This window comes from Pseudomonas sp. PD9R (assembly GCF_019200975.1).
Lineage (GTDB): Bacteria > Pseudomonadota > Gammaproteobacteria > Pseudomonadales > Pseudomonadaceae > Aquipseudomonas.
The window spans coordinates 343,884-370,867 of the sequence record NZ_JAHTMR010000002.1; the positions used below are offsets into that span (position 1 = coordinate 343,884).

Consider the following 26,984-nt stretch of genomic DNA (forward strand, 5'->3'; position numbering starts at 1 on the left):
AAGTACATGGTAAAAAAGACACCGGATTGTGTCGGAAAAATCGCTACAGCGACGTTTTTGCCACTAATCTGATGCCTTATAAGCACAAGCCTGGTTTTTCCAGGCTTCGTGCTATCAGTAGCTTCATGTTTTGGTATGGCTGTCTTTTTTCACTGGATACCTGATATTCGATGCGCAGTCCCAATTGGTTGTTCCTCGTCTTGCTCCTGTTGCTGGCTGGCCTGCAGTATCGCCTGTGGGTGGGTAATGGCAGTCTGGCGCAAGTGGCCGAGCTGACTCAGCAGATCGCGGACCAGCATGCTGAGAACGAGACGTTGCTGGAGCGCAACCGGGTGATGGACGCTGAAGTCAGCGAGTTGAAAAAGGGCATGGAGACCGTTGAAGAGCGGGCTCGCCATGAGTTGGGCATGGTCAAGGACGGTGAAACCCTTTACCAGTTGGCACAATGAATCTGTCTTTACCGGCCTTCTGGGCCGTGGTTCCTGCCGCGGGCGTTGGTGCTCGTATGGCCGCAGACCGTCCCAAGCAATACTTGCAACTGGGCGGGCGCACTATTCTCGAACACAGCCTCGGCTGTTTCCTTGATCATCCATCCCTCAAGGGGCTGGTGGTCAGTCTTGCTGTTGATGATCCTTTCTGGCCGAACCTGGCGTGCGCAAGCGATTCGCGAATATCGCGGGTCGAGGGTGGTGCCGAGCGTTCCGGGTCGGTACTCAATGCGTTGTTGCATTTGCACACACTAGGTGCCGGCGATGAGGACTGGGTCCTGGTTCACGATGCAGCGCGGCCGAATCTCAGCCGTGACGATCTGGATAACTTGTTGGCTGAGCTGGCTGATGATCCGGTGGGTGGGCTGCTGGCGGTTCCGGCGCGGGACACGCTCAAACGAGTCGACAAACTGGGGCGCGTCGTGGAAACCGTGGACCGCAGTGTTATCTGGCAGGCCTACACGCCGCAGATGTTTCGTCTTGGCTCATTGCATCGGGCGTTGGCGGACAGTCTGGTGGCCGACGTTGTCATCACCGATGAAGCTTCAGCCATGGAGTGGGCGGGCATGGCGCCACGCCTGATCGAAGGTCGATCCGACAACCTCAAGGTCACTCGCCCGGAAGACCTGGAATGGTTGCGCCAGCGCTGGGCTAATCGCCGCTAAAAGACCGCAGCCTGCGGCAGCTCCTACAGGGGATCGCGTTTCAACTGGAGCTGCCGCAGGCTGCGATCTTTTGATCTCCAACGTCTAAACCTGATACTCCGGCTGCTGAGCCAATCCTTCCTTCAAATAATCCACCAACTTGCGCACCTTCGGCGACAGATGCCTTTGCTGTGGATACAGCGCCCAAACGGCGGTGTTGGGTGGTTGATGCGCTTCCAGCAACGAAATCAACACGCCGCTCTTCAAATGCTCCAGTACGTAATAGTCCGGTAACTGGCACAACCCGACGCCCTGTAGCGCCGCATCAAGTACCGCTTGCCCGCTGTTGCAGCGCCAGTTTCCCTGAACCCTCTGCGAAAATTCCCGCCCGTTCTGTTCCAGTTGCCAGAGATCGGAACTGCCAATCAGGCAGTTGTGGCGGCTCAATTCCGACAAACTGTGTGGGCGGCCATACCGTTCCAGGTAGGAAGGCGACGCGCAAAGAAACATCCTGCGGGGGGCGAGGCGAGTAGCGACCAGACGCGAGTCCTGCAATCGACCCAGACGGATCGCCAGGTCCAGGCCCTCATGCACCAAATCGAGTTGACGGTTGCTCAGTTCAATGTCGATCCGCAATTGTGGATAAAGCCCCATGAATCGCGTTACCAGTGGCACGATAAAGCGTTCGCCGTAGGCCACGGCGCAGGTCATGCGCAACATGCCCTTGGGTTCGCTGGTCAGGTCACCGACCGCTCGCAATGCTTCCTCGCGGCCATCTTGTAAGCGCTGGCAATGTTGCAGAAAAGTTTGCCCGGCCTCGGTCAGCGCGACCCGACGCGTACTGCGGTAGAGCAGGCGGGTTTGCAAGCGCTCTTCGAGGCGTGCGATTTGTCGACTGATATGGGAGGAAGAAACGCCAAGGCGTTCGGCGGCAGCAGTGAATTGGCTGCATTCGGCGACTGCGACGAACTCATCGATCCCTTCCCAACGGCTATCGGACATGGCGGATTATCCCTGTACAGCAATAATATTTTGCATTTGCTCCGATTATTCATCTTGCGGCGGTGTATTACACTCCCTGTCTCGTTTTTATTCACTGGAGAATCACCATGATCAAGTCGCGCGCCGCCGTTGCCTTCGAGGCGAAGAAACCCCTCGAGATCGTTGAAGTCGATGTCGCCATGCCCAAGGCCGGTGAAGTGTTGCTGCGCGTAGTGGCCTCCGGTGTCTGCCATACCGATGCCTACACCCTGTCGGGCGCTGACCCGGAAGGCATCTTCCCGTCGATCCTCGGTCACGAAGGCGGCGCGATCGTTGAAGCGATCGGCGAGGGCGTGACATCCGTTGCTGTAGGCGACCATGTGATCCCGCTGTACACCCCGGAATGTCGCCAGTGCAAATTCTGCCTGTCGGGTAAAACCAACCTCTGCCAGGCAATCCGCGCGACCCAGGGTAAAGGCTTGATGCCGGATGGCACTTCGCGTTTTTCCTACAAGGGCCAGCCGATTTTCCACTACATGGGTACGTCGACATTTTCCGAATACACCGTGCTGCCGGAAATTTCCGTGGCCAAGATTGCTAAAGAAGCGCCACTGGAAAAAGTCTGTCTGCTGGGTTGCGGTGTCACCACCGGCATCGGTGCCGTGCTCAATACTGCCAAGGTGAAACCAGGTGATACCGTGGCCATTTTCGGCCTCGGCGGCATCGGTCTGTCGGCGGTCATCGGCGCGGTCAAAGCCAAGGCTGCGCGCATCATCGCCATCGACATCAATCCGGCCAAATTCGAGATCGCTAAACAACTGGGTGCCACCGATTGTGTAAACCCGAAAGACTTCGATCGTCCGATCCAGGAAGTCATCGTCGACATGACCGACGGCGGCGTCGATTTTTCCTTCGAGTGCATTGGCAATGTCCAGCTGATGCGTGCCGCACTTGAGTGCTGCCACAAGGGTTGGGGTGAGTCGGTCATCATCGGCGTCGCCGGTGCCGGTCAGGAAATTTCGACCCGTCCGTTCCAGTTGGTCACCGGTCGCGTCTGGCGCGGTTCTGCGTTCGGTGGTGTGCGTGGTCGTACCGAATTGCCGAGCTACGTGGAAATGGCCGAAACCGGCGAAATCCCGCTGGACACCTTCATCACCCACACCATGGGCCTGGAAGATATCAACAAGGCATTCGATCTGATGCATGAAGGGAAAAGCATCCGTTCCGTTATCCATTTCTAAGGAGCAGCGAAAAGTTTCGGGCCATAAGCTGCAAGCGGGCTCACCGCTCTCTTGCAGCTTGAAGCTTGCAGCTTGCAGCTGAAATTCATATGAGCCTTGAAAATATTTCCTGCCAGAAAAGCTTCGGCGGCTGGCACAAACGCTACCGCCATCGCTCCGACGTACTCGGCTGCGACATGGTGTTTGCCGTGTTTTTGCCGCCACAAGCGGAGCAGGGCGGGAAGTTGCCGGTGCTGTACTGGTTATCCGGCCTGACCTGCACCGACGAGAACTTTATGCAGAAAGCCGGCGCCATGCGCATGGCCGCCGAACTGGGGATGATCATCGTCGCGCCGGATACCAGTCCACGTGGCCCCGATGTGCCGGGTGATCCAGATGGCGCCTGGGACTTCGGCCTCGGTGCCGGGTTTTATCTGAATGCCACCCAGGAACCGTGGTCGCGGCACTATCGGATGCATGACTATGTTGTGCAGGAATTGCCGGCATTGGTCGAAGCGCATTTCCCGGCGTCGGACAAACGCGGCATCAGCGGTCACTCCATGGGTGGTCACGGCGCATTGGTTTGTGCGTTGCGCAATCCGGGCCGCTATTTGTCGGTGTCGGCGTTCTCGCCGATCAACAATCCTATGGACTGCCCATGGGGTCAGAAAGCCTTTTCCCGTTACCTGGGGGAGGACCGTTCGAAATGGCGCGAGTGGGATGCCTGCGCATTGATTGCCGAGGCCCGCGAGAAACTGCCGCTGCTGGTCGACCAAGGTGATCGCGATGATTTCCTGGCCACCCAACTCAAGCCTGAAGCCTTGCAGCAGGCGACCAAACTGGCGGGTTATCCGCTGACGTTGCGCCTGCAACCCGGCTACGATCACAGCTATTTCTTCATCGCCAGCTTCATCGACGATCACTTGCAGCATCACGGGCGCGCCCTAGGCGTCTAATGCAGGTAGAATCACGCCCTGATAAAATTCGGGGCGTTTTTTTATGCGTATTGGCCACGGCTATGATGTGCACCGTTTCGCTGAAGGCGATTTCATTACTCTGGGCGGCGTGCGCATTGCACATAGCTTCGGGCTGCTCGCCCACTCCGACGGTGACGTCCTTCTGCACGCCTTGAGCGATGCCTTGCTCGGCGCTGCGGCGTTGGGTGATATCGGCAAACATTTCCCGGATACCGACCCGCAATTCAAAGGCGCCGACAGCCGTGCGCTGTTGCGTCATGTCGTCGCACTGATCCATGCCAAAGGCTGGAAGGTCGGCAACGTCGATAACACCATCGTCGCCCAGTCGCCAAAAATGGCTCCGCATATCGAATCAATGCGTGCGCTGATTGCCGCAGATCTTCAAGTTGAGTTGGATCAAGTGAACGTAAAAGCTACCACCACCGAAAAGCTCGGCTTTGTCGGTCGCGAAGAAGGCATTGCGGTGCATTCCGTTGCCTTGTTGCTGCGCGCATGAACGAACTCCAATTGCTCGGCCCGCGAGCTTATGGCGAAGCCCTCGGCACAGCAGTACTGAAAGCTACTGCTGAAGATTTCCAGGTCGATGAAGTCCTCGATATTCCCCTGAGTGGCGACGGCGAACACCTGTGGATTTGGGCGGAAAAACGCGGTCTTAATACTGAAGAAGCAGCACGGCGAATCGCCAAGGCCGCTGGCGTGCCATTGCGCACGGTCAGCTATGCCGGACTCAAGGATCGTCAGGCACTGACGCGTCAGTGGTTCAGCGTGCAGTTGCCGGGCAAAGCCGATCCGGATCTGTCGGCGGCAGAAAACGATACGTTGAAAATCCTCAAGACCAGCCGACACAAACGCAAGCTGCAACGGGGCGCTCACTCGGCCAACGGTTTCACGTTGCGCCTGACGCAATTTGCTGGCGACAAGGCCGCGATCGAAGAGCGGCTGCAACTGATTGCGAACCAGGGCATCCCCAACTATTTCGGCACCCAGCGTTTTGGGTTTGACGGCGGTAACGTGGTCGATGCTCGAGGCTGGGCGGCGCGCAAGGCCTTGCCGGAACAGCGCAATGTGCGTTCGCGGCTGCTGTCGACGGCGCGTAGCTTTCTGTTTAATCAGGTGTTGGCTGCACGTGTCGCCGATGGCACCTGGCAGCGTGCACAGGTCGGCGATCTGCTGGCATTCACCGATAGCCGCAGCTTTTTTCCGGCAGGCGAAGCCGAGTGCAGCGACCCGCGGCTGGCGATTCTCGACCTGCATCCGACCGGTCCGCAGTGGGGCGAAGGTGACTCGCCGACCACGGGCGCTGTCCATGAACTGGAGCAGGCAATCGCCGCGCGCGAAGCCGACCTTCGCGATTGGTTGATTAACGCCGGAATGAGCCATGAACGTCGCATCCTCCGGCTGCCCATTGCCGGGTTGACGTGGCATTATCCCGAGCCTGACATTCTGCAACTGGAATTCGTCCTGCCGGCCGGATGCTTTGCCACTGTTTTGGTGCGCGAGCTTGTTGATCTGGTGCCGGTGGGGCAGACGGACAGCCCATGCGTATTCTGATTTCAAATGATGATGGGGTAGCCGCACCCGGTCTCGCCGCGCTTTATGCTGCGCTGGCGGATTACACCGAATGCGTGGTTATCGCCCCGGACCAGGACAAAAGCGGCGCCAGCAGCTCGCTGACGCTCGACCGTCCGTTGCACCCGCAGACGCTGGCCAACGGTTTTATCAGCGTTAACGGTACACCGACCGATTGCGTGCACCTGGGCCTCAACGGCTTGCTGGAACGCGAAGCGGACATGGTGGTTTCCGGGATCAATCTGGGCGCCAACCTGGGGGACGATGTCCTGTATTCCGGAACCGTGGCGGCGGCGCTCGAGGGGCGTTTCCTGGCGCGCCCTTCGTTTGCCTTTTCGTTGGCCTCACGACAAGTCGAGAACCTTCCTACAGCGGCCTACTTTGCGCGCAAACTGGTCGAGGCTCATGCTGACCTCGAACTGCCGCCACGCACGGTATTGAACGTGAACATTCCCAATTTGCCGCTGGATCATATCCGCGGAATTCAGTTGACCCGACTTGGCCATCGCGCCCGCGCGGCGGCACCGATGAAAGTGGTCGACCCGCGCGGCAAGGCCGGTTACTGGATTGCTGCGGCGGGTGATGCCGAAGACGGCGGCCCGGGCACTGATTTCCATGCGCTGATGCAGGGTTATGTTTCCATCACGCCGTTGCAACTGGATCGTACCTTCAATGACGCCTTCAGAAGTCTCGATGGCTGGCTGGAGGGACTGCGCTGATGTCTCGTGAGCACGACGATATGCTGCGTCGCGGCATCGGGATGACTTCGCAACGGACCCGCGAGCGCCTGATTCAGCGTCTGTACGAGGAAGGGCTGTCCAACGCCAAGGTGCTGGAAGTCATCCGCCGTACACCGCGTCACCTGTTTGTCGACGAGGCGCTGGCACACCGCGCCTACGAAGACACCGCGCTACCGATCGGGCATAACCAGACCATCTCCCAGCCTTATATGGTGGCGCGCATGAGCGAGCTGCTGCTGGAAGCAGGGCCATTGGATAAGGTGCTGGAAATTGGTACCGGGTCGGGCTATCAGACGGCGGTACTGTCGCAACTGGTCGAACGGGTGTTTTCCGTCGAGCGCATCAAGGTTTTACAGGATCGGGCCAAGGAACGCCTGGTCGAGTTGAACCTGCGCAATGTGGTGTTTCGCTGGGGCGATGGCTGGGAGGGCTGGCCGGCGCTGGCGCCGTACAACGGCATTATCGTGACCGCAGTGGCCACCGACGTCCCTCAGGCGTTGCTCGATCAATTGGCGCCTGGTGGGCGCCTGGTGATCCCGGTCGGCTCGGGTGAGGTTCAGCAATTGATGCTGATCATTCGCGAAGAACAGGGTTTCTCCAGGCGTGTTCTGGGGGCTGTGCGCTTCGTCCCATTGCTCAATGGGCCACTGGCCTGAGCATTTGTTTCAGCGCGCTGAATTCTCTTCGATTGCCTCTGTCTTACAGCGGCGTTGATTGGTTAAACGGGTTGTTTTGTCAGGCAGCAAACGTGTGCGCGAAGCCATTTCGCTTCATTAAGGGTAAAGCGTGCATGGCCCGTTATACTTGCGACATTTCATGCCGGCACACGGCAAATCACATTTTCAGCCACCACAAAGGGAGCGGCGGGTGAGTCTCACAGTCATTGCGCAGCGTATGGGTAAAACGAGCTTTCAGCGCCTGGTGACTGGCCTTGTCTTGAGCACCTTGCTGGTCGGATGTTCCAGCAATAAATCCAGCGATGTACGCGTAGTCGATCGCAACAATGTCGCCCCTCAGCGTCCGGTAGTGACGACCGGGCAGTACGTGGTTCGCCCCAAAGACACCCTGTTCTCCATCGCCTTTCGTTACGGCTGGGACTACAAGGCGCTGGCGGCACGCAACAACATTCCTGAGCCTTACACGATCCACCCGGGTCAGACGATTCGCTTCGATGGACGCACCGGTTCAACGTCGACAGCGGTGGTCAGTTCGTCCAGTTCGTCGCCTTCGTCCTCGAGTAAAACCACGGTCATTCGTCGTCCGGTAGACGGTGGCACCACGACCACACCGGTGGTTGTACCGTCCGTCGCCAACAAGCCGGCACCCGCTCCAATGCCTCCAGCAGGCCCGGCCCCGACCGGCTGGGGATGGCCTTCTAATGGCATTTTGATTGGAAAATTCTCTTCAAACGGTAGTTTGAATAAAGGAATTGATATCGCCGGGGATTTGGGACAGCCTGTTTTAGCTGCGTCTGATGGGACGGTGGTATACGCCGGGAGTGGCTTAAGGGGCTACGGCGAATTAGTGATCATCAAACACAGTGAAACCTACGTTAGTGCCTACGGACATAACCGCAGGCTGTTGGTTCGGGAGGGGCAGCAGGTCAAGGTCGGACAGACAATTGCCGAAATGGGGTCAACGGGTACAGACCGGGTGAAGCTGCATTTTGAGATTCGCCGCCAAGGTAAACCTGTAGATCCGCTGCAATTCCTGCCACGTCGTTGATCGCTTACCAGCCTGTTCCATCGTAGAGGGGACAGGCTCCAGCGTTGCCAAGGATAAAGGCGCCGCTTGAGCTTGAGGTCGAACTCACCAAAGGACTATAACAATGGCTCTCAGTAAAGAAGTGCCGGAGTTTGACATCGACGATGAGGTTCTCCTGATGGAGACCGGCATCGGTACGGATTCGATGTCGAATGATGAAGGGGCGGCTCCACCTTCCGTTCGTGCCAAATCCAAACACTCCGCTTCGCTAAAGCAACACAAATACATCGACTACACGCGGGCACTTGATGCCACGCAGTTGTATCTCAATGAAATCGGTTTCTCCCCTCTGTTGTCTCCCGAAGAAGAAGTTCATTTTGCGCGCCTGTCGCAAAGTGGCGATCCGGCCGGGCGCAAACGCATGATCGAAAGTAACCTGCGGCTGGTGGTGAAAATCGCCCGGCGTTACGTCAATCGTGGCCTGTCGCTGCTCGACCTGATCGAAGAGGGCAACCTCGGGCTGATCCGGGCGGTGGAGAAGTTTGACCCCGAGCGCGGCTTCCGCTTTTCGACCTATGCGACCTGGTGGATTCGTCAGACCATCGAGCGCGCGATCATGAATCAGACCCGGACCATCCGGTTGCCGATCCATGTGGTCAAAGAGCTCAACGTGTACCTGCGGGCCGCACGGGAGCTGACGCAAAAACTCGACCATGAACCCTCACCCGAAGAAATTGCCAACCTGCTGGAAAAACCGGTAGGTGAGGTCAAGCGCATGCTGGGCCTTAACGAGCGGGTTTCTTCGGTCGACGTCTCGCTGGGTCCGGATTCGGATAAAACCCTGCTGGACACCCTTACCGACGATCGTCCCACCGATCCGTGCGAACTGTTGCAAGACGACGACCTGTCCCAGAGCATCGATCAATGGCTCTCGGAGTTGACCGACAAGCAACGCGAAGTGGTTATCCGCCGCTTCGGCCTGCGCGGCCACGAGAGCAGCACGCTTGAAGACGTGGGCCTGGAAATTGGCCTGACCCGGGAGCGGGTCAGACAGATTCAGGTTGAAGGCTTGAAGCGTCTTCGGGAGATCCTGGAGAAGAATGGCCTGTCTAGCGAATCGCTGTTTCAATAAGCATTTCGCCTGATAGTTAACAAAAGCCTCGACTCGTTCGGGGCTTTTTGTTGCCTGGAAATAGGGGGGCGTATCTGCCAACATCACCTCAGGTTTGTGGTCTCGCGTTGTAAGTCATCGCTTACTCCTTGCGTAAGTGTTCGTTATTTTTACACTGTGGCAGGCCGTCGTTATTCACGGTTAGCGCCATTATCTATCTGAAAAATAAGTGAATTTTTACAAGCTTTCGGCATGTGACAAGCATTTTTGTCGCTGAATGCCGATTGCTCTTGCCGGGGAACGCATTAGTATCTGGGTTGTGTCGACGGACCGACACGCCCTTCAAGGATGAGGGGAACGGACATCGCAGGAAGCGATTCATCAGGACGATGAAAAGGAATACAGGGAATAGGGAAAAAATGTGGGCGGGTCAAACCGCCCCTTTTTTTGCCCTTAAAAAAGCAAAAAGGCCCTTGTGGGGCCTTTTTTGGGAACGCGGGGGTAATCAGCGTTCGAGATCTTTGAGCTTGCTGCCTACAGATTTGTTAAGCACGCGATCAAACGCTTCTGCATCAGGCAACGAATCTTTCTTCTCGGTGATGTTCGGCCAGATTTCAGCAAGATCAACGTTGAGCTGAATGAATTCCTGCATGTCTTCCGGGACTTCATCTTCGGAGAAGATGGCCACGGCAGGGCATTCTGGTTCGCACAGTGCGCAGTCGATGCACTCATCCGGGTGAATCACCAGGAAATTCGGGCCTTCGTAAAAGCAGTCCACCGGACAGACTTCTACGCAGTCGGTGTACTTGCACTTGATGCAGTTGTCGGTGACGACGAAGGTCATTTCTAATTTTCTCCTCAGGCGCGGCTTGCTGCGCCCCTTCACGTAGGGGTCGCAAGGTTTGGGAGCGATAGTCTGCAGGCCAGGCTATAACCTGCAGCATCCCAAACCGCGCGAGATTCTAACAGCTTGCAAGCTTATGCGTTAGATCCGTGTCTTTAGTGTATAGAGCATTTCGAGTGCACGGCGCGGTGTCATATCGTCCAGGTCCAGTTTGGTCAGTTCATCCAGCACCGGATGCGGCAGACTGGCGAACATGTCGCTCTGCTGTGGGGCGGCCGGTTTGCCTTTGACTGGCTTTGGCGCTTCATGCGGCAGGGCGGTGTCTTCCAGTCGGCTCAAATGCTCTCGGGCGCGCACGATCACTTCGCTTGGTACGCCGGCCAGCTGTGCAACCGCCAGGCCGTAGCTTTGGCTGGCAGGCCCAGGCAGCACGTGGTGCAAGAACACGATGCGCTCGTTGTGCTCGGTGGCATTGAGGTGCACGTTGGCCACCAGCGGTTGAGCCTCCGGCAGGACCGTCAGTTCAAAGTAGTGTGTGGCGAATAGTGTGTAGGCCCGCAGATGCGCCAGGCGCTCCGCCGCGGCCCACGCCAGGGACAGGCCGTCGAAGGTGCTGGTGCCTCGTCCGACTTCGTCCATCAGCACCAGACTGCGCTCGGTGGCGTTATGCAGGATGTTCGCGGTTTCGCTCATTTCGACCATGAAGGTCGAGCGTCCACCGGCCAGGTCATCGCTGGATCCGATCCGGGTGAAGATCCGGTCGACCAGCGACAATTCGCAACTGGCGGCGGGCACAAAGCTGCCGATGTGTGCCAATAGCACGATCAAGGCGGTTTGACGCATGTAGGTGGATTTACCGCCCATGTTCGGCCCCGTGATCACCAGCATGCGCGTGTTGTCATCAAGACTCAGGTCGTTGGCCACGAAAGGCGTGGTCAGCACTTGCTCAACCACCGGGTGACGGCCCTGGGTGATGCGCATGCATGGCTCGCTGACGAAGCGCGGGCAGTTGAGGTCGAGGTTCAGTGCTCGTTCGGCCAGGTTGCTCAAAACGTCCAGCTCAGCCAGTGCGGCAGCGGTATCCTGCAGTGGTGGCAACTGGGAGATCAGGTCTTCAAGCAAGGCTTCGTAAAGCATCTTTTCACGAGCCAGGGCACGGCTCTTGGCTGACAGCGCCTTGTCCTCGAAGGCTTTCAGTTCCGGCGTAATAAAACGCTCGGCACCCTTGAGCGTTTGTCGGCGGATGTAATCAGCCGGTGCCGATTCGGCTTGTTTGCTTGGCAGTTCGATGAAGTAACCGTGAATGCGGTTGTAACCGACCTTCAGGTGCGACAGGCCGGTGCGAGCTTTTTCGCGGGCTTCGAGGTCGATCAGGAATTGCCCGGCGTTCTCGCTGAGTGATTGCAGATCATCGAGTTCGATGTCGTAACCGGTCTTCAAGACGCCGCCGTCGCGGATCACCGCTGGCGGGTTGTCGATGATGGCCTTTTCCAGCAGCGCCGCGAGTTCCGGATAGGTGCTGGTGGTGGTTGCCAGTTGATTGAGGTGCGGTGCTTCAAGCTCGGTCATTGCTTCTTGCAACTGCGGCAGTGCGCCGAGTGCATCGCGCAAGCGCGCAAGGTCACGCGGGCGCGCATTGCGCAGGCCGATCCGCGCAAGAATCCGCTCGATATCGCCGATTTCCTTGAGTTGCGGTTGCAGCTTCTCGAATCGATAGCCGTCAAGCAGGCAGGTGATCGACGTCTGGCGTGCCAGCAGTACCTTCAGATCACGCAGCGGGCGGTTTAGCCAGCGGGTCAGCAAGCGACTGCCCATGGCCGTCTGGCAACGATCGACCACCGATTGCAGCGTGTTATCGCGACCGCCGGCCAGGTTGGTGTCGAGTTCCAGATTGCGGCGGCTGGCGCCGTCCAGCACCACGGTGTCGTCCAGGCGTTCGTGGCGCAGGCTGCGCAGATGCGGCAGGGCGGTGCGCTGGGTTTCTTTCGCATAGGCCAGCAGGCATCCGGCGGCACCGATGGCCAGGGTCAGGTTCTCACAACCGAAACCTTTCAGGTCCTGGGTGGAGAATTGTTGGCAAAGACTCTTCAGCGCCGAGTCGCGCTCAAAATCCCACGGCGCACGGCGACGGACCCCACGGCGTTTTTCCGCCGGTAGATCCTTTGGCCAGTCATCCGGGATCAAAAGCTCCACCGGGTTGACCCGCTCCAGTTCCGCCAGCAGATTTTCCCAACCCTTGATTTCCAGCACGCTGAAGTTGCCGCTGGTGATGTCCAGCACTGCCAGGCCGAACAGGCGCTCGTCGCCCAACACGGCGGCGATCAAGTTGTCCCGGCGCTCATCCAGCAAGGCCTCATCACTCACTGTACCCGGCGTGATGATCCGTACGACCTGACGATCAACCGGTCCTTTGCTGGTGGCCGGATCGCCAACCTGCTCACAGATCACCACCGACTCACCGAGCTTCACCAGTTTCGCCAGATAACCTTCAGCGGCATGGTAAGGAATCCCACACATCGGGATTGCCTGACCTGCCGACTGCCCACGGGCGGTCAGGGTGATGTCCAGCAGCTTGGCGGCCTTCTTCGCGTCTTCGTAGAAGATCTCGTAGAAGTCACCCATGCGGTAGAACATCAACTGATCTGGGTGCTGGTTTTTCAGACGCCAGTACTGCTGCATCATCGGCGTGTGGGAGGACAGGTCGGAGAGGGCTTTATTCATTGGAGATCTGGAAAGCTCGTTGAAAGGTGTAGGGCAAAAGTGGGGTTTGCGCCCGGCTTTTCCGCAATGGGCGCAAGATTAACATGGCCGGTCAGTCGGACGCAGGCACGAACGCTACGCGGTCTGTTTCAGCTGGTTTATGCATTTGTTATGCAAATCGGCATTTGTCTTCTGTGTGAAGAACAAGCAATATGCGCGTTATGCAAAAACGCAATGTTTCAACCGTCTTAAGAGCACTGCTCGATCAGCACGGGATCTCCCCCACGGAGCTTCACCGTCGCACCGGCGTGCCTCAATCCACGCTCTCGCGGATTCTCAGCGCGAAGATCGTCGACCCTTCGGATAAGCATATTTCGAAGATCGCCGAATACTTCGCCGTGAGCACCGATCAGTTGCGCGGCCGCGCGGATGTTGTGCCGGCTACCAGTACCGGACGCGATGAGTTGCATTCGGAACTCAAGGATATAAGTCTGTGGGACGACGATACGCCAGTCGATGACGACGAGGTGTCGGTTCCCTTTCTTCGCGAGGTTGAATTGGCTGCGGGATCAGGGCGATTCGTCATCGAAGAGAGTGAGCGCTCTAGCCTGCGCTTTGGAAAGCGCAGCTTGCGCCATAACGGTGTACAGTTCGACCAGGCCAAATGCGTGACGGTACGCGGCAACAGCATGCTGCCGGTGCTGCGCGACGGAGCGACGGTCGGGGTCAATGCCGGCAAGTGCGGGATTGGCGACATCATTGATGGCGACCTTTATGCAATCAACCACAACGGCCAGTTGCGGGTGAAACAGCTTTATCGCCTGCCCACCGGAATCCGCCTGCGCAGCTTCAATCGTGACGAGCATCCGGACGAGGACTACACCTTTGCGGCAATCCAGGAAGAGCAGATCGTCATCCTCGGTCATGTTTTTTGGTGGGGTATGTACGCCCGATAGCCTAGGGTTTGTCACTAAAAACTCGCAATCAGCGGGTTTTTTTTTGCCTGAAGAAAGCCATTGGCTATCGAATCAGGGTTATTTATATGCGTTATTGCATAAGTGAAATCCAGATATAATGCATTTACGCATTGATTATGTATGCGTAAATGCATACTCTTGTGTCTCTGTCGAATCACAAAAAATGCTCAGCACATGGCCCAAGCGCTTTCGGTAGAAGCTGTGTGCATACATTCAGTAATCATCCTCGGGAGGCGTGTAATGACTATCGAGCAACCCGTTTGGTTGGAGATACCCCTTTGGATGGTTACTGTCCTGATTCTGCTCGGCGGCGTTGCGGGTGAAATGTGGCGGGCCGACAAGGAGGGCGTTCGCGGTTGGTCGCTATTTCGGCGACTCGCGTTACGCTCTGGCTCCAGCATGATCTGCGGCGCCTCGGCCATCATGCTGCTGCACGCCGCCGGTGTTTCCGTCTGGGTCGCCTGCGCGGGTGGGTGCCTCACGGCGATGGCCGGTACGGACGTTGTTATCGGCTTATATGAACGCTGGGTCACCAAGCAGATTGGTGTGGCGGGCGGGCGGCCTGACGATGCGGAGAATTGATTGCTCGTCGTGACTTTTGCAGAGCGCTGCCTTACTCACATTTTGATCAACCCTGCGCCTTGCAAGCGCGGATTGCTCGTGTACGGTAGGTCTCATTCCGCCCGATCAGGAGATGACTGTGAAAGAAATCACTCAGCTGGCCGCCGAGCTTGGCAGGCGCTTGCAGGTTCTCAATGCCCACGTCACTGCCGCCGAGTCCTGTACGGGCGGTGGAATATCCGAGGCGATTACCCGGATTCCTGGCAGTTCGGCCTGGTTCGAGGCTGGTTATGTCACTTACTCCAACCGTCAGAAAACCCGGCAATTGAATGTCCCGGTCGAGTTGTTTTCAACGGTGGGGGCGGTCAGTCGCGAGGTCGTCGAGGCCATGGTTCGTGGGGCGCAGGAAAAAAGCCAGGCGCATTTTGCCGTAGCGGTCAGCGGCGTTGCCGGGCCGGACGGCGGTTCACCGAGCAAACCGGTGGGCACTGTCTGGCTGGCCTGGGGCGTCGGCGAGCAGGTGTTTTGTGAGGTGCAGCACTTCCCCGGTAACCGCGATGAAGTCCGCCGACAAACGGTGAAGGCCGCGCTAGAGGGGCTGCTGCGGCATGCCGCGGCAGAAATCTCAAATCAGGGGTAGGCGATCCGGAATCGCTGTGGAATAATACTGGCTACTTATACAGGTGTTGGCCGTCAGGCCTTATTGATTACGTGAGGACTTTAATGGACGACAACAAGAAGAAAGCCTTGGCTGCGGCCCTGGGTCAGATCGAACGTCAATTCGGCAAGGGTGCCGTAATGCGTATGGGCGATCAGGACCGTCAGGCGATCCCATCCATCTCCACTGGCTCTCTGGGTCTGGACATCGCATTGGGCATTGGCGGTCTGCCAAAAGGCCGTATTGTTGAAATCTACGGTCCTGAATCCTCCGGTAAAACCACACTGACATTGTCCGTGATCGCCCAGGCTCAAAAAGCCGGCGCGACCTGCGCATTTGTCGATGCTGAACACGCCCTCGATCCTGAATACGCTGGCAAGCTGGGCGTCAACGTCGACGACCTACTGGTTTCCCAGCCGGACACCGGCGAGCAAGCCCTGGAAATCACCGACATGCTGGTGCGTTCCAACGCGGTTGACGTGATCATCGTCGACTCCGTGGCGGCACTGGTACCAAAAGCAGAAATCGAAGGCGAAATGGGCGACATGCACGTGGGCCTGCAAGCCCGTCTGATGTCCCAGGCGCTGCGTAAGATCACCGGTAACATCAAGAACGCCAACTGCTTGGTTATCTTCATCAACCAGATCCGTATGAAAATCGGCGTGATGTTCGGCAGCCCGGAAACCACCACTGGTGGTAACGCGCTGAAGTTCTACGCTTCGGTTCGTCTGGACATCCGCCGTACTGGCGCGGTGAAAGAAGGTGATGAAGTCGTCGGTAGTGAAACCCGCGTCAAGGTTGTGAAGAACAAAGTGGCTTCGCCGTTCCGTCAGGCCGAGTTCCAGATTCTTTACGGCAAAGGCATCTACCTCAATGGCGAGATGATCGACCTGGGTGTTCTGCACGGTTTCGTTGAGAAGTCCGGTGCCTGGTATGCCTACAACGGCACCAAGATCGGTCAGGGTAAAGCCAACTCGGCCAAATTTCTGGCAGATAACCCGGAAATTGCCGCAACCCTTGAGAAGCAACTGCGTGACAAACTGCTAACCCCAGCTCCGGACGTGAAGGCTTCGCCAGTCAAAGAGACTGCGGATGATCTGGCTGACGCTGATATCTGATAGATCCGATGACCGCCGTACTCGATACCCTCGTCGCGGTGCGGCGAACCGCAATGGACCTGCTCGCACGCCGCGAGCACGGTCGAGTCGAGCTGATGCGTAAGCTGCGTCAGCGCGGCGCTCTCCCTGAAATGATCGAAACCGCACTCGACCGATTGACGGAAGAGGGCTTGCTCTCCGAATCCCGTTACCTCGAAAGTTTTGTTTCCTACCGTGCTCGGTCCGGTTATGGCCCTTTGCGTATTCGCGAAGAGTTGAGCCAGCGTGGCCTGCAGCGCAGTGATATCGAACTTGCCTTGCGCGAGAGCGGTATCGACTGGCAGGAGCAGTTGTCAGACACCTGGCGGCGCAAGTTCTCCGGGCATTTACCGATAGACGTTCGGGAGCGTGCCAAGCAAGGCCGGTTCCTGGCATATCGGGGATATTCGATGGAAATGATCAACCGCTTGTTCAGCGGTCGAGGGATGGATGATTGACTGAAACGGCTCGCTATTTCGATAGCGGGCCGTTTTTTATGCGTCACGTAACCTTTGATGTCTCCCGCGTGCGCTGTTGTGCCTGTGGTTGGGGTTGCGCCCAGTTTTCTGGCAGGTTGATGTAATCCACCAGCTCTCGTAGCCGGCCATGGTCACGGGCGTTGAAGGTGAAGGCCAGTCGCGCCAGATGACTGAACTGCGCTTCGTCGTGTTCCTCGCCGCTGTAGGCGTGCTGATGAAATTGATCGCTGAGGCACAGGTCGGCGAATGCTTTTTGCATGTGTTCGAGTGCCCGATCGCTGAGTTTGTGGTTCATGCGGATCACGAATTGATGCTTGAGCCAGCGGCTGGAGTGGTAGTTGCTGTAGAACTGGTTGATCTGTTCCACGGCTTCCTCGGCGCTGTAGACCAGTTTAACCAGCTTCATGTCCGTAGGCAGGATGTAGCGATTTTCTTCCAGTTGCTGGTGTATGAACTCCAGCGCTCCTTGCCAGAACTTGCCGCCCGGAGCGTCCAGCAGTACCACGGGCACCAGTGGGCTTTTGCCGGTCTGGATCAGCGTCAGCACTTCCAGCGCTTCATCCAGGGTGCCGAAACCGCCTGGGCAAAGCACTAGCGCATCGGCTTCCTTGACGAAGAACAACTTGCGCGTAAAGAAGAAGTGGAACGGCAGCAGGTTGGTCGTGCCCTGAACAGTGGGGTTGGCGTGTTGTTCGAAAGGCAGGGTGATATTGAACCCCAGGCTATGTGCCAGGCCGGCACCTTCGTGAGCTGCGGCCATGATGCCGCCGCCTGCACCCGTAATGACCATCAGGTCCGAGCGCGCCAGCGCGGCGCCAAGCTCGCGGGCCATACCATATAGCGGATGTTCTATCGGCGTGCGCGCCGAGCCGAAAACAGTGACTTTGCGTCGACCCTTGAACTGCTCCAGTACGCGGAAGGCTTGCTCAAGTTCGCGCAGGGCTTGCAGGGTGATTTTGGCATTCCAGCGGTTGTGGTCTTCCTGGGCCATGCGCAGCACGGTCAGGATCATGTCGCGATAGATCGGAATATTCGGGCTGTTGGGTGAAACAAGGTTGAGTTGCTCTTCGACCTTGCTGATGAGGTCGTGGCCGCTGTCTGCAAAATGGCGGCTCAGGAGGTCATTCGGTTGGTAAGGCATTCAACTTCTCCTTCTGCACAGAACCCTCGGCGCCAACACACCAATCATCGACGCCACGACACATCTTGTGTCGCTGTCTGCCCCGGCCCATGCCTGGGCGATTCATTTGACCCGAATGGTTGGCGGGTCATCCATACAGGCTCTGTTTTTCCCTTGGATGAAAGAAACGTTCGCAAAGCACAAAGCGTAATGGGCGGCCCTTTTCCTGCCCTGAAGAATGAACGTGGATACTTGAAATCTAGACCCTTGCGGTGATTTGCGCTGCTTTGATCATTGCGCCGTAAAGTCTTTCCTGGCAACCGCTTATTGACGATTTGCAAGGTGCTTTCACCGCTCGTCTGAACGCACACCGCGAGTTCTGCACTCTGATTTACTAAGTTACAGGCGTCACACGACAACTTTGCGTCAAGGGTAAGGCGCACGGGACAAGCGGTTGAAGGATTTCTCGCTCAATACGAGTGAAGTGCAGGGAGGCGGGAAGCCATGACCAGAGTCATTCTGGAGATAGAGGTCGATACGCAACTGTATCGATTGCTGAAGTCATCAGCCGAGACCAACCATTTGAGTCTCGAAGAAGAGTGCTGCCGTCGCCTTATGGGCGCGGACCGGCGGTCACGTTATTTGCAGGCGTTGCTGGCAGAACTGCGCGCCGAGGATGAGCAGCGGCGCGCCAAGTCCCATTGATTACTTTTTCTTCTGGGGCGCTTTCGGGCAATCCGATTCCTTGTAGCTGGCTGAGCCGATTGCGCGATTGCTCTTCACCTCGGTGAAGTCGTAACGCATGGTCGCGCCCTTGGCCATCAACTTACGGAATGACGGGTTGTTGCATACCGAGGCACCCAGCTGGAAATACACGGCTTTTGGATCGGCGCGCATCTTGTTGGCGTGGCTGCTTTGTACGCTCAAGTGGTTGATCAGTACCGTACCTTCAACGGAATAGCCCTGATCAAGAATGTCTTCATTGATTGCCCGTGGAGTACCAACACTGCTTTGCGCGGCGACGTTTTGCAGCTCTCTGTTCAGGTTCTGCTCACTCAATGACGCTGCTTGGGCGCTGAAGGACGACGCCAGCAGAATGGCAGCGGTGGGAACGATAAGGCGCAGCATGAAACTCTCCTGGTTCAGTGACTGGTGGTTCGACCAGTCACGTGACTGTGCGTTCAGTGGCGGCGAATTATAGGGGAGGTGGCCTGGACGGTACAGGTTTGCGCCCACCGCTCTGGTAAACTGTCGGCCTTTAATGCCTTGCCGAGTGCTGTTCGTGTCAATTTCCCCGTTATGTCGGCGTAGCCTGCGATGAGCCATGCCCCCAACGCTGTAGCCCGCTTGCGTGATCAGCGAGAAGACGAAGGCATCAAGCCCATTCAGGCTCGCGGCTGGCGCGCAACCCGCTGCCGAGCCTGTCGCGTGATCGAGAGTCACTGCCTGTGCGCCTGGCGTCCACAGGTCGAGACTCGCGCCGGGGTTTGCCTGATCATGACCAGCAAGGAAGTGTTCAAACCGAGCAACACCGGCTGGCTGATCGCCGATGTGGTGCGCGACAACCATGCGTTCATCTGGTCGCGTACCGAGCCTGACCCTCAGTTGCTGGCGTTGTTGTCCGACCCGCAATGGCAGCCTTACCTGGTATTTCCGGGTGAGTATGTCGAGCCCAAGCGCGTAACCAATACCGTAGCAGTCGATAGCAGCAAGCGGCCGCTGTTCATCTTGCTCGATGCAACCTGGACCGAAGCCCGCAAGATTTTCCGTAAAAGTCCTTATTTTGACTCGCTGCCGATTCTCAGTCTGCTGCCCGAAAAACTCTCCCGGTATCAGTTGCGCCGCTCTACACGAAGCGAACATTTGTGTACTGCGGAAGTTGCAGCGCTATGCCTCGATCTGGCGGGTGATGTGCAAGCGGCATCGGCACTGGAGGCTTATTTCGACGTGTTCAGCCAGCATTATCTTGATGCCAAGCGTCAGCTTGAGATGAATGTTGAAACACCTGCACACGCTGAGTTGAGGCCGTTCGTGCCGAGTGTAGACACGCCATTGAGCTGAGCATCGCCCATACTGCAATGCATGGATCGGCCATGCAGCTTGACCACCCCGGCTGTGCTGGGCATGCTTGGCGCCGATTAGGGTGCGGCCGGAGTTTGAAACGCCGTTTGATTGGTGTTGAACGTGCCCTGTTGGTGCAGCTCCGTGGCTGTACTTCGAGTTGTTTTGGCGAGGCCCGAATGCATCGGGCGTCCCATGAAAAACAGGATCATTTGAAAAATGGCCACATACGAAATCCTGATTGCCGATGACCACCCGCTTTTTCGTTCCGCCCTGCATCAAGCGTTGACCCTGGGCCTTGGCCCGGATGTCCGTCTGGTGGAAGTGGCGAGCATTGCCGAGCTGGAAACGCGCCTGACTGAAAAGGCCGATTGGGATCTGGTGCTGCTGGATCTGAACATGCCGGGTGCGTACGGCTTTTCCGGGCTGGTGTTGTTGCGCGGTCAGTACCCGCAGATTCCGGTGGTGATGGTTTCGGCGCAGGAAGAGGCCTCGATCATGGTCAAATCCCGTGAATTCGGAGCCAGTGGCTTCATTCCCAAGTCCAGCGACCTGAGCGTGATCCAGAAGGCCGTGCGTGCGGTGCTCGATGGTGATGTATTCTGGCCACCCCAGGCATTCGAAGCGGTCAGCGTTTCCGATGAGGCCAAGGCGGCCAGCGAAGGCCTTGCGAGTCTGACGCCGCAGCAGTTTCGCGTGTTGACCATGGTTTGCGAAGGTTTGCTGAACAAGCAGATCGCCTACGAACTGAGCGTTTCCGAAGCGACGATCAAGGCCCACGTGACCGCGATCTTCCGTAAGCTGAACGTGCGCACCCGGACCCAGGCAGCGCTGCTGTTGCAACAACTTGAGTCAATTTCGAGCCACTAAGGATTGGCGTCTTCACGCTTTTTTGACTTTGGTTAATCTAGTTTCCCCACTCCTTTTTGGTCAGTTGCATACTCTATGTCACCTTTCAAAGGCCAGACCGGCCTGAAACGTATCCTCAACGCCTCCGGTTATTCGCTAGACGGCCTGCGCGCAGCCTTCACCGGTGAAGCGGCTTTTCGCCAGCTGGTATTGCTCAACGTCATCCTTATCCCGCTGTCGTTCTTCCTGAATGTCAGTCGTGTCGAACAGGCGCTGCTGATTGCGGTCTGCCTGTTGGCCTTGATCGTCGAGTTGCTTAACTCGGCAGTAGAAGCGGCCATCGACCGCATCTCCCTCGAATTGCACCCGTTGTCAAAGAACGCCAAGGACATGGGCAGTGCCGCGCAGTTCGTGGCGTTGACCATGATCGCGCTGGTGTGGGCAGTGATTCTGCTTTAAGCGATTGTCGGCAGCACGATCTCGTCGCTGCGCTGCACCCCGGCGGTGAAGGCGCGGCACAGATCGAGGAATTCGCGCATCGCCGACGTCTGGTATTTCTGCTTGTGCCAGATGAAGTAGAACTGCCGCGCCAGGTCCAGGTCCGGTGTCTCCACCGGCACCAGGCTACCGCGGCGGAACGCATCCCGTAACGCCAGTCGCGAAATACAGCCAATCCCCAGACCGGATTCCACCGCACGCTTGATCGCTTCGGTGTGCTCCAGTTCCAGGCGGATGTTTAATGAGCTTCGGTGATGACGCATGGCCTGATCGAAGGTCAGTCGCGTGCCCGAACCTTGTTCGCGCAAAATCCAGGCTTCGTGGCCCAATTCATCGATGGTCGCGCTGCCGCGTTGGGCCAATGGATGTTGCGGTGCGCAAAACACCACCAGTTCATCCTCGACCCAGCTCTGTACTTCAATATCCGGGTGGCTGCAATCACCTTCGATTAGACCCAGATCAATTTCATAGTGGGCGACCTGTTGCACAATGTTGGCAGTGTTCTGCACGTGCAGTTTTACCTGGCTTTCCGGGTGACGCTGCATGAAACCGCCGATCAGCAGGGTCGCCAGGTAATTGCCGATGGTCAGGGTCGCGCCGACCGCCAATGAGCCGAAACCGGACTTGCCGTTGAGCAGGTCTTCGATTTCCTTGGCCTGATCGAGCATCGCCACCGCTTGTGGCAGCAACTGTTTGCCGAGGGCATTGAGGCTTAGCCGTTTACCGGCGCGATCGAAGAGCTGGCAGCTCGACTGGCGTTCCAGTTCGGTGATCGAGGTGCTCGCCGCCGATTGCGAGAGGTTAAGCAGGCCCGCAGCACGGGACACGCTTTCCTGCTGGGCGACGGCGACGAATACTTGAAGTTGACGGAGAGTAAATCGCATATCGATATAACCGATAACCCTTATCTTAATAATCCATTTAACAGATATTGTTACTGCTATTAGAATGCGATGCAATTGCGCACAAGAGCTCTCTTTTGAAAAGCAGGCGCAGACAAATCCCCAGGAGTCCCCGTACATGAGCAACATGAACCACGAGCGTGTCCTCAGTGTTCATCACTGGAACGACACTCTGTTCAGCTTCAAGTGCACCCGTGATCCGGGCCTGCGCTTCGAGAACGGTCAGTTCGTGATGATCGGCCTGCAACAGCCCAACGGCCGCCCGCTTATGCGCGCTTACTCGATTGCCAGCCCGAATTGGGAAGAGCATCTCGAATTCTTCAGCATCAAGGTGCCTGATGGCCCGCTGACTTCCCAGTTGCAGCATCTGAAGGAAGGCGACGAGATCATCATCAGCAAGAAGCCTACAGGCACGCTGGTGCTAGATGACTTGAAGCCTGGTAAACATTTGTACCTGCTCAGTACCGGTACCGGTCTGGCGCCGTTTATGAGCGTCATCCAGGACCCGGAAACCTACGAGCGTTTCGAAAAAGTGATCCTGTGCCACGGCGTACGTTACGTCAACGAAGTCGCCTACCGCGAGTTCATCACCGAGCACTTGCCGCAGAACGAATTCTTCGGCGATGCCCTGCGTGACAAGTTGATCTACTACCCGACCGTGACCCGCGAGCCGTTCGAGAACGAAGGTCGCCTGACCGACCTGATGCGCAGCGGCAAGTTGTTCAGCGACATCGGCCTGCCACCGATCAACCCGCAGGACGACCGCGCCATGCTGTGCGGCAGCCCGAGCATGCTCGACGAGACCAGCGAAGTGTTGAACAGCTTCGGCCTGAAAGTTTCGCCGCGGATGCGCGAGCCGGGTGACTACCTGATCGAGCGTGCGTTCGTCGAGAAGTGACCGAAGGTCACCTGTAGGAGCGAGCTTGCTCGCGATGGTCGTTAACGATAACGCGCGCTTAACGGGTTAAACGCGGCGTACTCTAGACCATCGCGAGCAAGCTCGCTCCTACACGATCAAAAGCCCGCGTTGCCACCCAAGGCAGCGCGGGTTTTTGCGTTTCTGGCGTTTACACCTTTGCCGGAATGACTTCGAGGACGCGAATCAGCCCCGACTCAGGGTAATGCCAGCGCACGTCCAGATCCCAGAACTGCGCGCCGTACTCCCGCTCGGGCGTGGGCGTTTGATAGGCCGGGCGTGGATCTTGCGCCAAACACTGCTCGATCAACTCAATCAACGGCTCTTCAAGGCGCTGAGCGTGCCCATGAGCCTGTTGCAGTGCTGAATCTGTCCACTCCACGGGAATCAGCTGCGGCGCAGCGCTGGCGATGCTGTTGGAGGCTATGTCGATGATGTCGGCGTAAGGCACGTAGGGTTTGATGTCCAGAACCGGCGTGCCATCCAGCAGGTCAATGCCGGATATCCACAAGCGATTGGCTTCGACCTTGTCCAGTTTGACCACGGACTGGCCGATGCCATTAGGGCGATGGGTAGCACGGGTAGCGAATACGCCCATGGATTTGTTGCCGCCCAGGCGAGGAGGGCGGACTTTCAATCGTGGCTTTTCTTCCAGGGCTTGGTGGAACAGAAATAACAGCCAGACATGGCTGACCTGCTCCAGTCCCTGCACGGCATCGCCCTGATCGAACGGCGTCACCAGTTCCAGAACACCGCGCGCAGCCGGGGCCAGTTGCGGTTGGCGCGGGATGGCGAATTTCTCCTTGAAGCAGGAGCGCACAAAGCCGATAGGGGAAACGCTGTAGGTCATGGTTGGCGGTCGAAGCGGGATAGGCTGGGAATGATGCCTTAAAGATCAAAAGATCGCAGCCTTCGGCAGCTCCTACAGGTTAATGCGAAACAATGTAGGAGCTGCCGAAGGCTGCGATCTTTAGAGGCTAAACCCACCATCCAGCGGAATGATATTCCCGGTCATGTACGCCCCGGCCGTACTCGCCAGACTGATCGCCAGCGCCGCCATCTCTTCCTCCCGGCCCCAGCGCTTCATCGGTATCAGTGCTGTGTCTTCAGCCAGCGCCTGCTCATCGTTGCCAATGTGCTGAGTCATCTTGCTCGGAAAACGCCCCGGCGCAATCACGTTAACGTTGATGTGCTGGTTTACCAGTTCCCGCGCCAGAATTCGCGACAGTTGATGTAGGGCGGCTTTACTCGGGCCGTAGGCATAAGCCTGTTCGCCGAAGGACGAAATCCCCGCCACCGAGCCGATGTTGATGATCCGGGCCGGATTCGCCTCCGAGCCGGCCTTGCGCAGCAGTGGCAGGAACTGCTGGATGCAGTTGAAGACTGACGTGACGTTAAGCTGCATGACTTTCTCCCAACCCTTGATCGGGTAGCTCTCCAGTGGCGCGCCCCACGTCGTGCCGGCGTTGTTGACCAGAATGTCGAGATGACCGATCTGCTCGCCCAACCGTGTGGCCAACTTCAACACGCCTTCTTCTGTGGCCAGGTTGGCGGCGACGCCATGGCAGCGCCCAAGCGCGCCAAGTTCATCAGCCGTTTGCTGGCAGGCTTCTGCATCGCGGGCGCAGACGTACACGGTAGCGCCGGCCTCGACGTAAGCCTTGGCAATCATTTTGCCGATACCACGGGTGCCGCCGGTCACCAGAGCGGTGCGGCCTTGCAGGGAAAAGTAGGGGTGCATGGCGAGTCCTGAGAACTGAGGGTCATTACACCCTAGTCGTCAGCCGCCGGAAGCGGAGCCACTATTTTTTCGCGGAATGTGCGGTCATACGGCCCGGCACTCAACCACTATGGTCCCCTGTAGGCGCTGCCGCAGGCTGCGATCTTTTGATCTGGATCTTGAAAAAACCAAAGTCAAAAGATCGCAGCCTGCGGCAGATCCTACAGGGAGCCGTGCAATTTACTGCGGGCGTACGCGCAGGGTCAGGCCCTTGAGGAAATTACGCAGCAACTGGTCACCGCATGGGCGGTAGTTGGTGTGGCCGAACTTGCGGAACAGCGCGCTCAGCTCAGGCTTGGACACCGGGAACTCGGCAGCCTTGAGGATCGCGTGCATGTCGTCTTCTTTCAACTCGAAAGCCACACGCAGCTTTTTCAGGATGATGTTGTTGGTCACCGGCACTTCGATTGGCTGCGGTGGACGGCTTTCGTCCTTGCCACGCTTGAAGATGACCAGGCCGTCGAGGAAATGCGCCATGACCTCGTCCGGGCAGCGTACGAAGCCTTCCTCGTCTTCCTCTTTCTTGTCGAGGTAAGTCAACAGGTCTGGCAGGGTCACGTCCATGCCGCCGAGTTTGATGATCTCGATGACTTTCTTGTCGCTGATGTCGAGCATGTAGCGCACGCTGCGCAGTACGTCGTTATGAATCATGGTGTGCAATCCTGATATTCAGCTGTGGGCGTCGCGGCAGAGCGCAGCGCCGAAATGTGTGGCGGCTTGAGAAGCTTTAGAACTTCTCTTTGCCGGTCAGGTAGCGCCATTGCCCCAAGGGCACTTTGCCGATGGACACGCCGCCGATGCGGATACGGCGGATGCCCACGACCTTCAGGCCGACGGCCTGGCAGAACAGAGCGAGAATGCCCGGTTGCGGGTTTTTCATGGCGAAGCGCAGACGGTTCTCGTTCTGCCAACTGGCTTTGACCGGCGGCAGTTCCTTGCCCTTGTAGGTCAGGCCGTGCTGCAAGCGATTGAGGCCGTGCTCGACCATGTTGCCTTCGACCTCGACCACGTATTCCTGCTCGATCTTGCTCGAATCGGCGGTGAGCTTGCGCAGGATCTTCCAGTCCTGGGTGAATACCAGCAGGCCGCTGGCATTGGCTTGCAGGTCAGTGCTGGCGGTCAGGCGCAGGAAGTGACCCTTGAGCGGGCGCTTGCCGTAGCGGTGTTCTTCACTCAGGGTCTCGGCGCTGATGGACGCCATGGCGGTATCCGCGTCCATGCCGGCGGGCACGTTGAACAGGATGGTCACTGGCTCTGGCGCAGTGGCTTTGGCGTCCTTGTCGAGTTCGACTTTCTGGTCGCCGACCTTGAACTGCGGCTCGTCGATCACTTCGCCGTCGACGGTGACCCAGCCGCCCTCGATGAACAGCTCAGCCTCCCGACGGGAACAGCCGACGAGTTCGATGAGGCGTTTGGAGAGTCGAATCGGGTCAGTCATGACAGGGCCGTAACAAAAAAGGGGTGGGCATTGTACCTGCCTGACGCCGGTTAAGCCCGGTTCCATTTGTCGGAGCTGCCGAAGGCTGCGATCTTTTGATCTTTACGAGCAAAGATCGCAGCCTTCGGCAGCTCCTGCACAGGTATCGGTGTTGGGTCAGCCTTGCTGTGAACGTTGCTGGTTCTGGCGCAAACGCATGTGCAACAGCGGATACGGCTGGCCCATGCCATCCACTTCCGAACGGCCTATCACCTCGAATCCCTGTTTGAAGTAAAACCCCAGCGCTTGCGGGTTCTGCTCGTTGACGTCCAGCTCATCGGCATTCAGGTGTTCCATGGCATAGCGCAACAACTGCTTGCCCAGGCCCTGACCGCGGTGGGCCGGGTCGATGAAGAGCATTTCGATCTTGCCTGCCGCCACCCCGGCGAACCCGGTGATGTGCTGGCGCGAGTCTTTGGTGCAGACCAGCATCACCGCGTCGAGGTAACGGGTCAGCACCAGATTCTTCAGGAGCTCGATGTAGCTCTCTGGCAGAAAGTCATGCGTGGCGCGCACTGACGCTTCCCAGACCCGTGTAAGTTCTTCGTAGTCGCTCAGTTTCGGTGTGTGGACGACCGAATGTTGGCGCATG

At 57.7% G+C, this 26,984-nt stretch carries 31 protein-coding genes; 20 read left to right on the top strand and 11 right to left on the bottom strand.

All coding sequences use genetic code 11. The annotated features are described in order from the left end of the window. Window positions 1–170 precede the first annotated feature (170 nt). Both ftsB and ispD read left to right on the top strand, forming a co-directional pair. Window positions 171–449 carry a cell division protein FtsB gene (gene ftsB / locus KUF73_RS06010; RefSeq protein WP_218437140.1) on the top strand — a complete coding sequence of 93 codons (279 nt, stop codon included), beginning with the start codon at window positions 171–173 and terminating at the stop codon, window positions 447–449. After that, window positions 446–1,153, top strand: a complete 708-nt coding sequence (ispD, locus tag KUF73_RS06015; protein ID WP_218437141.1) for a 2-C-methyl-D-erythritol 4-phosphate cytidylyltransferase — start codon at window positions 446–448, stop codon at window positions 1,151–1,153. Before ftsB ends, ispD begins: the two co-directional genes overlap by 4 nt. A gap of 84 nt (window positions 1,154–1,237) precedes the next feature. On the opposite strand, the gene KUF73_RS06020 is transcribed toward ispD, so the two are convergent. Beyond that, window positions 1,238–2,134 carry a LysR substrate-binding domain-containing protein gene (locus KUF73_RS06020; RefSeq protein WP_218437142.1) on the bottom strand — a complete coding sequence of 299 codons (897 nt, stop codon included), beginning with the start codon at window positions 2,132–2,134 and terminating at the stop codon, window positions 1,238–1,240. A 107-nt stretch (window positions 2,135–2,241) separates the two neighbouring features. On the opposite strand from KUF73_RS06020, the gene KUF73_RS06025 reads away from it, so the two are divergent. The 8 genes from KUF73_RS06025 to rpoS all read left to right on the top strand — a co-directional run bounded on the left by KUF73_RS06025 (window position 2,242) and on the right by rpoS (window position 9,455). Continuing rightward, window positions 2,242–3,354: an S-(hydroxymethyl)glutathione dehydrogenase/class III alcohol dehydrogenase gene (locus tag KUF73_RS06025; protein WP_008054058.1), complete on the top strand. Its 1,113-nt coding sequence runs from the start codon at window positions 2,242–2,244 to the stop codon at window positions 3,352–3,354. An 89-nt stretch (window positions 3,355–3,443) separates the two neighbouring features. After that, window positions 3,444–4,289: an S-formylglutathione hydrolase gene (gene fghA, locus KUF73_RS06030; protein ID WP_371135405.1), complete on the top strand. Its 846-nt coding sequence runs from the start codon at window positions 3,444–3,446 to the stop codon at window positions 4,287–4,289. Window positions 4,290–4,332: 43 nt separating this feature from the next. Beyond that, window positions 4,333–4,806, top strand: a complete 474-nt coding sequence (gene ispF / locus KUF73_RS06035; RefSeq protein WP_218437143.1) for a 2-C-methyl-D-erythritol 2,4-cyclodiphosphate synthase — start codon at window positions 4,333–4,335, stop codon at window positions 4,804–4,806. Next, on the top strand, window positions 4,803–5,861 hold the full coding sequence (gene truD / locus KUF73_RS06040; protein WP_218437144.1) for a tRNA pseudouridine(13) synthase TruD: 1,059 nt from the start codon (window positions 4,803–4,805) through the stop codon (window positions 5,859–5,861). Before ispF ends, truD begins: the two co-directional genes overlap by 4 nt. After that, window positions 5,849–6,598 carry a 5'/3'-nucleotidase SurE gene (gene surE, locus KUF73_RS06045; protein WP_218437145.1) on the top strand — a complete coding sequence of 250 codons (750 nt, stop codon included), beginning with the start codon at window positions 5,849–5,851 and terminating at the stop codon, window positions 6,596–6,598. Before truD ends, surE begins: the two co-directional genes overlap by 13 nt. A 41-nt stretch (window positions 6,599–6,639) precedes the next feature. After that, complete coding sequence (locus tag KUF73_RS06050; protein ID WP_218437442.1) at window positions 6,640–7,275, top strand: protein-L-isoaspartate(D-aspartate) O-methyltransferase; 636 nt, start codon at window positions 6,640–6,642, stop codon at window positions 7,273–7,275. Between the two features lie 211 nt (window positions 7,276–7,486). Further along, window positions 7,487–8,344 carry a peptidoglycan DD-metalloendopeptidase family protein gene (locus KUF73_RS06055; protein WP_218437146.1) on the top strand — a complete coding sequence of 286 codons (858 nt, stop codon included), beginning with the start codon at window positions 7,487–7,489 and terminating at the stop codon, window positions 8,342–8,344. 103 nt (window positions 8,345–8,447) lie between these two features. Beyond that, window positions 8,448–9,455 (top strand): RNA polymerase sigma factor RpoS, encoded by a 1,008-nt coding sequence (gene rpoS, locus KUF73_RS06060; RefSeq protein ID WP_008154012.1) that lies wholly within the window; start codon window positions 8,448–8,450, stop codon window positions 9,453–9,455. A gap of 484 nt (window positions 9,456–9,939) precedes the next feature. Here the strand turns inward: rpoS and fdxA are convergent, their stop codons facing one another. Further along, window positions 9,940–10,278 (bottom strand): ferredoxin FdxA, encoded by a 339-nt coding sequence (gene fdxA / locus KUF73_RS06065; protein WP_218437147.1) that lies wholly within the window; start codon window positions 10,276–10,278, stop codon window positions 9,940–9,942. A 141-nt stretch (window positions 10,279–10,419) separates the two neighbouring features. Next, window positions 10,420–12,999: a DNA mismatch repair protein MutS gene (gene mutS / locus KUF73_RS06070; protein ID WP_218437148.1), complete on the bottom strand. Its 2,580-nt coding sequence runs from the start codon at window positions 12,997–12,999 to the stop codon at window positions 10,420–10,422. A gap of 200 nt (window positions 13,000–13,199) precedes the next feature. On the opposite strand from mutS, the gene KUF73_RS06075 reads away from it, so the two are divergent. The 5 genes from KUF73_RS06075 (at window position 13,200) to recX (ending at window position 16,768) form a co-directional block, all read left to right on the top strand. After that, a complete protein-coding gene (locus KUF73_RS06075) occupies window positions 13,200–13,934 on the top strand; it encodes a S24 family peptidase (RefSeq protein WP_218437443.1) in 735 nt (244 codons plus the stop codon). Window positions 13,935–14,195: 261 nt separating this feature from the next. Next, window positions 14,196–14,537 (top strand): phage holin family protein, encoded by a 342-nt coding sequence (locus KUF73_RS06080; protein ID WP_218437149.1) that lies wholly within the window; start codon window positions 14,196–14,198, stop codon window positions 14,535–14,537. A gap of 118 nt (window positions 14,538–14,655) precedes the next feature. Beyond that, window positions 14,656–15,156: a CinA family protein gene (locus KUF73_RS06085; RefSeq protein ID WP_218437150.1), complete on the top strand. Its 501-nt coding sequence runs from the start codon at window positions 14,656–14,658 to the stop codon at window positions 15,154–15,156. An 83-nt stretch (window positions 15,157–15,239) separates the two neighbouring features. Continuing rightward, window positions 15,240–16,292, top strand: coding sequence for a recombinase RecA (gene recA / locus KUF73_RS06090; protein ID WP_218437151.1), 1,053 nt, complete (start codon window positions 15,240–15,242; stop codon window positions 16,290–16,292). Window positions 16,293–16,300: 8 nt separating this feature from the next. Further along, the gene (recX, locus tag KUF73_RS06095) at window positions 16,301–16,768 is read left to right on the top strand and encodes a recombination regulator RecX (RefSeq protein ID WP_218437152.1); all 468 of its coding nucleotides are present in this window, start codon (window positions 16,301–16,303) and stop codon (window positions 16,766–16,768) included. A 43-nt stretch (window positions 16,769–16,811) separates the two neighbouring features. Here the strand turns inward: recX and KUF73_RS06100 are convergent, their stop codons facing one another. Then, window positions 16,812–17,930 carry a TIGR00730 family Rossman fold protein gene (locus KUF73_RS06100; protein ID WP_218437153.1) on the bottom strand — a complete coding sequence of 373 codons (1,119 nt, stop codon included), beginning with the start codon at window positions 17,928–17,930 and terminating at the stop codon, window positions 16,812–16,814. A gap of 483 nt (window positions 17,931–18,413) precedes the next feature. Here KUF73_RS06100 and KUF73_RS06105 point away from each other — a divergent pair, with 483 nt between their 5' ends. Then, entirely contained in the window at window positions 18,414–18,614 is a 201-nt protein-coding gene (locus tag KUF73_RS06105; RefSeq protein WP_218437154.1) for a hypothetical protein, read from the top strand. On the opposite strand, the gene KUF73_RS06110 is transcribed toward KUF73_RS06105, so the two are convergent. Next, entirely contained in the window at window positions 18,615–19,037 is a 423-nt protein-coding gene (locus tag KUF73_RS06110; protein ID WP_218437155.1) for a PA3611 family quorum-sensing-regulated virulence factor, read from the bottom strand. A 189-nt stretch (window positions 19,038–19,226) separates the two neighbouring features. Here KUF73_RS06110 and KUF73_RS06115 point away from each other — a divergent pair, with 189 nt between their 5' ends. The 3 genes from KUF73_RS06115 (at window position 19,227) to KUF73_RS06125 (ending at window position 21,278) form a co-directional block, all read left to right on the top strand. Continuing rightward, the gene (locus KUF73_RS06115) at window positions 19,227–19,970 is read left to right on the top strand and encodes a tRNA-uridine aminocarboxypropyltransferase (protein ID WP_218437156.1); all 744 of its coding nucleotides are present in this window, start codon (window positions 19,227–19,229) and stop codon (window positions 19,968–19,970) included. 219 nt (window positions 19,971–20,189) lie between these two features. Then, window positions 20,190–20,840 carry a response regulator transcription factor ErdR gene (gene erdR / locus KUF73_RS06120; protein WP_105340327.1) on the top strand — a complete coding sequence of 217 codons (651 nt, stop codon included), beginning with the start codon at window positions 20,190–20,192 and terminating at the stop codon, window positions 20,838–20,840. Between the two features lie 75 nt (window positions 20,841–20,915). Further along, entirely contained in the window at window positions 20,916–21,278 is a 363-nt protein-coding gene (locus KUF73_RS06125) for a diacylglycerol kinase (protein ID WP_034149863.1), read from the top strand. Here the strand turns inward: KUF73_RS06125 and KUF73_RS06130 are convergent. Beyond that, the gene (locus KUF73_RS06130) at window positions 21,275–22,201 is read right to left on the bottom strand and encodes a LysR family transcriptional regulator (RefSeq protein ID WP_218437157.1); all 927 of its coding nucleotides are present in this window, start codon (window positions 22,199–22,201) and stop codon (window positions 21,275–21,277) included. The two genes, KUF73_RS06125 and KUF73_RS06130, sit on opposite strands and share 4 nt — an antisense overlap. 136 nt (window positions 22,202–22,337) lie before the next feature. On the opposite strand from KUF73_RS06130, the gene fpr reads away from it, so the two are divergent. Then, window positions 22,338–23,117 (top strand): ferredoxin-NADP reductase, encoded by a 780-nt coding sequence (fpr, locus tag KUF73_RS06135; RefSeq protein WP_008054100.1) that lies wholly within the window; start codon window positions 22,338–22,340, stop codon window positions 23,115–23,117. A 169-nt stretch (window positions 23,118–23,286) separates the two neighbouring features. Here the strand turns inward: fpr and tsaA are convergent, their stop codons facing one another. The 5 genes from tsaA to KUF73_RS06160 all read right to left on the bottom strand — a co-directional run bounded on the left by tsaA (window position 23,287) and on the right by KUF73_RS06160 (window position 26,983). Beyond that, window positions 23,287–23,985, bottom strand: a complete 699-nt coding sequence (gene tsaA, locus KUF73_RS06140; protein WP_218437158.1) for a tRNA (N6-threonylcarbamoyladenosine(37)-N6)-methyltransferase TrmO — start codon at window positions 23,983–23,985, stop codon at window positions 23,287–23,289. A 120-nt stretch (window positions 23,986–24,105) separates the two neighbouring features. Further along, the gene (locus KUF73_RS06145; RefSeq protein ID WP_218437159.1) at window positions 24,106–24,876 is read right to left on the bottom strand and encodes an SDR family oxidoreductase; all 771 of its coding nucleotides are present in this window, start codon (window positions 24,874–24,876) and stop codon (window positions 24,106–24,108) included. Window positions 24,877–25,095: 219 nt separating this feature from the next. Further along, window positions 25,096–25,566, bottom strand: a complete 471-nt coding sequence (locus tag KUF73_RS06150) for a DUF1456 family protein (RefSeq protein ID WP_046816549.1) — start codon at window positions 25,564–25,566, stop codon at window positions 25,096–25,098. A 76-nt stretch (window positions 25,567–25,642) separates the two neighbouring features. Continuing rightward, window positions 25,643–26,353 (bottom strand): rRNA pseudouridine synthase, encoded by a 711-nt coding sequence (locus KUF73_RS06155; RefSeq protein WP_218437160.1) that lies wholly within the window; start codon window positions 26,351–26,353, stop codon window positions 25,643–25,645. Between the two features lie 156 nt (window positions 26,354–26,509). Beyond that, window positions 26,510–26,983: a GNAT family N-acetyltransferase gene (locus KUF73_RS06160; protein ID WP_218437161.1), complete on the bottom strand. Its 474-nt coding sequence runs from the start codon at window positions 26,981–26,983 to the stop codon at window positions 26,510–26,512. Window position 26,984 lies beyond the last annotated feature (1 nt).